The following is a 6,621-nucleotide window of genomic DNA, read 5'->3' as shown; positions in this document are numbered from 1 at the left end:
GACAAGCGCGACCGGCTACCCGCGTTGACCATGCCCGCGCTGGTGCTCGCCGGCGCGCAGGACGCGCTCTGCCCGCCCCCACATCAGCAAGAGCTGGCGGATGGCCTGCCCGACGCCATACTGACACTGATCGACGGCGTCGGCCATTTCGCCCCGCTGGAGGCCCCCGAACAGGTTGCCGCGCATGTTGCGACATGGCTGGCGCGGGTCGATCATGGCGCCGCGCCCGCCCCCCTACCCGCTTCCCCGTTTCATACAGGAGACGACATGACGAAGACCGACACATCCACGCCATCCAATCGCCGCGCCGATACACCCCCGGCGGACAGTGCGGCCGGAACGGTATTGCAAGTGGAACGCCGCGACTTCACCGAACTGGTGCCGACCGATCGCGAGCGCGTACAGGGGATGCGCGGCTTCGACCCGATCTATACCGACATCGTCGATTATATCGTCCGTTGCACGCACCGGATCTGGGATGAGCGCGACGTCGGGCTGATCTACACGCACTACACCCACAATTGCGTCGCCTATACGACGATGGGGACCATGTACGATCGCGAAACGCACATTCGCGACACGATCCAGCGGCTGGTGGAATTTCCCGATCGACGCGGGCTGGCGCAGCAGGTCATCTGGCGCGGGAACGACCGGGATGGCTTTTACACCAGCCATATGACGCATGGGCAGGGCCGCCATTCGCAATATGGCATGTACGGAAAACCGACCGGACGCACCTTCCTGACGCGCACCGTCGCGGACTGCATGATCCTGGAAAACAAGATCTACAAGGAGTGGATCGTCCGCGACAACATGGGCCCGGTGATCCAGCTTGGGCTCGATCCGCACGCCTATGCGCAGGATATTGCGGTGCGCAAGTTCGAGGCGGGCGAGCCGATCATGGAAGTGGTCGAGAACCGTCGCCTGCTGGGTCAATATCCGCCGGAAACCGAGGCGGATACGTCGATCGCGCACAATGACGGCGAGGCGCAGCTGCTGCGCGATCTGCACCATGTCTATAACAAGCGGATGTTCGGGCGTATCCACGAACTCTACGCGCCCAATTGTCAGTGGCACGGCCCGCTGATGCGGGAATATTACGGCATCGCAGCGGTGTTGCAGCAAACGATGCGGCTGATCGCGCTGATCCCCGACGGCTATTGGGTGCCGCAGCACATCTGCTCGGTCGAGAGCGAAGAAGGCGGCACCAAATATGCCGTCCGCTGGACGCTCGACGGCCATCATCTCGGCTATGGTCCGCTTGGCGCGCCCACCGGCCACCCGCTGTTCGTGATGGGGGTCACGCATTTCCACATCCGTGACGGCAAGATCATCGACGAATGGGCGGTCTATGACGAGCTGTCGATGCTGGCGCAGGTGAAGCTGGCGGCGCTGCAACACGCAGCTGGCTGAGCCCGACGAAACGATGGACGCGCAGCATGACGACATCCGGTCGTTTCTGGCGGACTGCGCGGCGGGACGGACCAGTTCCGCCGCGACGGTCGAGGCAGGCCTGACGCGGATCGCGGCGCTGGACCGGGACGGCGTCGCCCTTGCCGCAATGCTGCGCGTCATGCCCGACGCGCTGTTGACCGCGCACGAACGCGATCGCGCGCGGGGCGACGGCGCAACGCTCCGCCCGCTTCACGGCGTGCCGATCGTCGTCAAGGACAATATCGACCTGCTCGGCACCCCGACGACCTCGGGCTGCCGGGCGCTGGTCGATGCCCTGCCGTGGCGCACCGCCCCGGCACTCGCGGCGCTGATCGATGCCGGCGCGGTGGTCGTCGGCAAAACCAACCTCTCCGAATTTTCGTTCGAGATCCGCTCACGCAGCTCGATCGGCGGCGATACACGCAATCCGTTCGCGCCAGCGGTCACCTCCGGCGGGTCGAGCGGTGGCACCGCGGTCGCGGTCGCGGCGGGCTATGCGCTGGCGGGGCTCGGCACCGATACGGGCGGTTCGATCCGCGTGCCCGCCGCCTATAACGGGCTGGTCGGGCTACGGCCCACATGGGGGGCGATCGCGGTCGAGGGTGTCGCGCCGCTCGCCCCCTCCACCGATACGGTCGGCACGATCACGCGCAGCGTCAGCGATGCCGCGATGCTGTTCGGCCTGCTCGCCGATCGCGACGCTTCCGCCGCTCTGCCGGTCAGGGGGATGCGGGTCGGCGTTCTGCGCCAGTTGCCTGCCCCCGCGCCCGAGGGGATCGCGCGTGCGGTGGCGGCATTACGGGCCCATGGCGTGACGGTGGAGGATGCCCCGGAGCTACCCGCCGAGATCCTGCCGGGGGGCGATCATATCGTCGACGAGGAATTCGGGCCCGCGTTCGACCAGTATCTTGGCACCGGCTTCCGCCCTGGGACCGCGCCCACATCGCTCGCCGAGCTGATCGCGGGCGGGCGCTACCTGCCAGATTATGACGCCGTACTGCGTGCGCGGGCCGCGCCGCGCGTGCCGGCGGTGCGGGCGGCGATCCTGCAGCGCCACGCCGCGCTGCGATCGGCGCTGGAGGCGATCGTCGCGGGTGGTCGCTATGACGCGCTGCTCTATCCGCCCTCGGCGGTGCTACCGCAATCGATGGACAATCCCATGGGCGGCTGGGCACCGGAACTCGCAGCGTGCAGTGGCTGGCCCGCGATCGCGCTGCCCGTCGGGCGCACGATGCGGGGGATGCCGTTGTCGGTGGAGTTGCTCGCCCCGGTGGCGGCCGAGCCCGTGCTGTTCGCGCTGGGTGCCGCGATCGAGGATGGCGCGGGCATCCGCCCCATCCCCGATCTGTAGCGCCTCAGAACTTTACGCCGGCGCGGATGCCGTAGGTGGCTGGCGGGCCGTAAGACACCTGCACGCGCTGCGCCCGGCCGACCACCGCGCTCAGCAATACCGCCTGATCGGTCACGTTGTTGCCGTATCCCTCGACGTAGAAGCGGCCCCGCGCCTCGGTCCAGCGCAAGGACACATCGAATTTGTCATAGGCGCGCTGGAAATCGATCGCGGTGTTATAGTCGGTCGTGAAATAGCTGCTGGAATGTAGCCAGTTGGCATAGGGCGCGATCGTCCCGGCGCTGCCCAGATCGACATCATAATAGACCGCGACGGTGGTTTTCAGGCGCGGTGATTGCGGGATGCGGCGCCCGGCGAGATCCAACGACACCGGGTCCGCGCCGTTCGACGCCCCATAGAAGTTGTTGCCGCTGACGTACCGCGTATATTCGGCGTTCAGATAGGCCGCGGTCGCATCGACGTGCAGGTTAGGCAGCGGCAAGGTCCGCAGCGTCACTTCCCCGCCGTAGCTGCGTGCTCGTCCGGCACTGCCAAAATAGGATACCAGCGGCGTGTAGACGTTGATCTGAAGGTCGGTATATTTGTTGTAATATAGCGCCAGTTCCGTCTGTACCCGACCATTCAGGAACTGGTTCTTGATCCCCGCCTCATAGGCGTTGACCTTTTGTGGGGCGTAGGATGCCGGAATGGCGTTGTTGCCGCCGGTATCGTTGACACCGCCCGACGCGAAGCCGGTCGACGCCGTCGCATAGACCATCGTGCGGCGGCTGGGGGTGTATTGCACGCCCGCGCGCCATGTGACGCTGTCGAACGACGGTGCGCCAGACGTGACGCTATAGGGCGTGGTGAAATTATACGTGTTGGGGACACCGTCCGCGAAATCGGCAAAATTGAACGCCTTCTTTTCATAGGAATAGCGAATGCCACCGATCAGCTTCAGCGTGTCGGGGACGATCGCATACGTCCCCTGCGCATAAGCGGCATAGGCGTCGGTCTTCAGTGCCGCATCGGCGCGGAAACCCGGCACGACCGAATTGGGCGCGTCGATCTTCTGCTGATACGTCTCGAAAATGTCGTCGTGCAGGTAATAGCCGCCGATGATCCACTGGAACGGATCGGTGCTGTTCGACACCAGCTGGAGTTCCTGCGTGAAGGTCCGTGCACGCGTGTTCGGCTCCTGCTGGCCCGAGCCGAAGCCGATCGCCGGGGCCTGAAAGACGACGCTGCTCTGATCGTTGTCGGCGCTGCGGTGCGCGCGGAAGAAGGTGTAGCCGGTGATCGACCGCACCGTCGCCGCGCCGAGGTCATAGCTGATCGTGCCCGAGCCATAATCCTCGCGGATATGCTCGAAGGGCTGATAGTCCCAGTCGTTGGTATAGGGCCCGGGCGTCACCGCGACGCCGATATCGACACCGTTGACCAGCACCGTTCCGTTCTTGACCGACGGGTTCACCGCATAAGGCACGCCGTTGATCGACTGATAGCCGGTGCGCGGGTCGATCAGCGTGCCGGCAACCTTGTAGCCATAGGAGCCCGCACCAGCATCGTCACGCCGCCAGATGCCGCCATGCAGCTCCACCTCCAGCCGGCTGTCGGGGGTCCATTTCAGCGAGGCGCGGCCCGCATATTCCTGCAGGTCGGCCATCTCGACGCCTGAGGTGCTGCGAACATAGCCGTCGTGATCCTGATAGACGCCCGCCACGCGCAGCGCGAGCGTGTCGCCCAGCGGCACGTTGACGAAGCCGTCGATCCGCTGCGAATTGTAATTGCCGAAGTCCGCATTCAACGCGCCCTCGTACTTGTCGGTCGGCGACGCGGTGACGACGCTCAGATTACCACCAAAGGTGTTGCGGCCGTAGAGCGTCCCCTGCGGGCCGCGCTGCACCTCGACGCGGGCGATGTCGAACAGCGGGATGCTCTGCTGCTGGGTACGGCTCTGATAGATGCCGTCGATGTAGAAGCCGATGACCGGATCATTCTGCGCGCTGACCAGGCTGGTGCGGACGCCGCGAATTGCCGGGAAGGAGTCCGATCCCTGGCTACCCCAGGTGAATCCCGGTGCGGTGAATTCCAGCCGGCCGATATTGTCGGCGTGAAGCCGTTGCAAATCCGCACCGCTGACGGCGGTGATCGAGATCGGCACGTCCAGCAACCGCTCGGTGCGGCGCTGCGCGGTGACGACGATATCGCCCTGCGGCACGTCGCCGGTTTGATCGGTGGACGATGAGGATGGCTGGTTCGCGGCAGCCTCGCCGGATGTCGAGACAGCGTTCCCCTGCGCCAGGGCGGGCGTCGCCGCCGCCATCATCGCCAGGATAGACGCCGTGCGAAGCCAGTGCATGTCCCTCATCGCCACTTCCTCCATATCGCGGGCCACTGCCCTCCCCGCCGCCCCGCCTTTGGAACGGATATGTCACATTTATGCATGCGGATGCATACTTCGGCAAGAGATTTGTTAGCAATGATTGCTGATATCGTGTCGGCCGTGCATTTTTGTTGCCCCGACGCCACAGGTGGCGACTGATATCACCACTCACCCCATCAGACTTTCATCGCTTTACAAACGAATGCGGATGCAATCTATTTGCGGGCGGAGGCTGTCCATGACCGAATGTAACGACATTGCCGAGATCCCCGCCGCCCCGCCGCTGTCGCGCGCGCGGCGGCTGGCGATCTTCGCGGCGCTGATGATCGGTGAATTTCTGTATGGCTGGGCGTGGAACAGCGTCGATATCCTGCGCCCCTTCCAGCGCTCCGCGCTCGGACTCACGTTGGTGCAGGCCGGATCGACCTATTCGGCGCAAGGAGCCGGGGCGCTGATCGGAGCGGTGTTGATCGGGCAACTTGCCGATCGCTTCGGTCGCCGGCGCGTGCTTGCCGCGATCATCCTCGGCTATGGCCTGTCCTTGCTGTCGGGGCTGCTGGTGGCCAGCTATCCGCAATTGCTGGTGCAGCGCTTCGCACTCGGGCTGTTTACCGGGGGCGTCTTTCCGGTCGGGGTCAGCATCTACGTCAATTTGTTCGAAGAGCGGTTGCGCGGGCGCGTCGCCGGTACGCTCAACGCCTGTTTCAGCGTCTCGATCGTCGCGCTGGGGCTCGCCCTCGGCGCGCTGGGCGGCCACGACTGGCATCTGCTGCTGTGGCTGGGCGGGGTGCCGCCGCTGCTACTGGCGGTCGTCATGCTGGTGCTGATCCCGGCGGGCTCCAGCGTCGACCGCCATGCCGTCCGTGCCGCGAAGCTGCCGGTGCGCGAGTTGTTCCACCCCACGGTCCGCCGCCAGACGTTGCTGCTTGCGACGATGACCGGGCTCAATTTCTTCGGTTATCAAGCCTATAGCGGCTGGCTGACGACCTATCTGACCGATACGCGCGGGCTGTCGGCGGCGGTGGCGGGCAATCTGGTCGCATGGCAATTCGCGGGCAATATCGCCGGCGGCTTCGCCTGGGGCTGGGCCGCCGACCGTTTCGGACGGCGCTTCAACGCGATCGGTTTCCTGATCGCCTCGGTGGCGATCCTCGTCTATCTGGCGATGCCGACCAGCCTGCTGCTGTTCCGGGTCGTCGGCCTGATCTACGGCGCGATGCTGTGTTCCAGCGTGATCTGGGGGCCATGGCTGGCGGAACTTTATCCGCCGCATCTCCGCTCCACCGCGGCGTCGATCTTCAACTGGGGGCGGATCATCAGCTTCTTCGCCCCGCTCATCACCGGCTTCCTCGCCGACCGCTACGGCCTGACCGCGGCGATGACATCCGCCGCGGCGGCGTTCGGCGCGGCTGCGCTGATCTGGCTGGCGCAGCGCGAAACGCTGCCGTCACGAATCGCCGCACCGCCCATC

Annotated in this window: 4 protein-coding genes; 3 read left to right on the top strand and 1 reads right to left on the bottom strand. The window is 65.4% G+C overall.

Annotated features, from left to right (window positions below; genetic code table 11):
* Nucleotides 1-1,413: ester cyclase (locus ACFDSW_RS14145; RefSeq protein ID WP_375250923.1), on the top strand; the 1,413-nt coding region annotated here is incomplete at its 5' end.
* 13 nt (nt 1,414-1,426) lie between these two features.
* Complete coding sequence (locus tag ACFDSW_RS14140; protein WP_375250922.1) at nt 1,427-2,785, top strand: amidase; 1,359 nt, start codon at nt 1,427-1,429, stop codon at nt 2,783-2,785.
* A 4-nt stretch (nt 2,786-2,789) separates the two neighbouring features.
* On the opposite strand, the gene ACFDSW_RS14135 is transcribed toward ACFDSW_RS14140, so the two are convergent.
* A complete protein-coding gene (locus tag ACFDSW_RS14135) occupies nt 2,790-5,135 on the bottom strand; it encodes a TonB-dependent receptor domain-containing protein (RefSeq protein ID WP_375250921.1) in 2,346 nt (781 codons plus the stop codon).
* A gap of 253 nt (nt 5,136-5,388) precedes the next feature.
* Between ACFDSW_RS14135 and ACFDSW_RS14130 the strand changes: the two genes are divergently transcribed.
* A partial coding sequence (locus tag ACFDSW_RS14130) for an MFS transporter (protein WP_375250920.1) occupies nt 5,389-6,621 on the top strand: 1,233 nt, incomplete at its 3' end.

It is taken from the genome of Sphingomonas sp. (assembly GCF_042091075.1).
Lineage (GTDB): Bacteria > Pseudomonadota > Alphaproteobacteria > Sphingomonadales > Sphingomonadaceae > Sphingomonas.
Note: the sequence above shows the minus strand (reverse complement) of the source record. Positions and strands in the feature narration are given on the sequence as shown.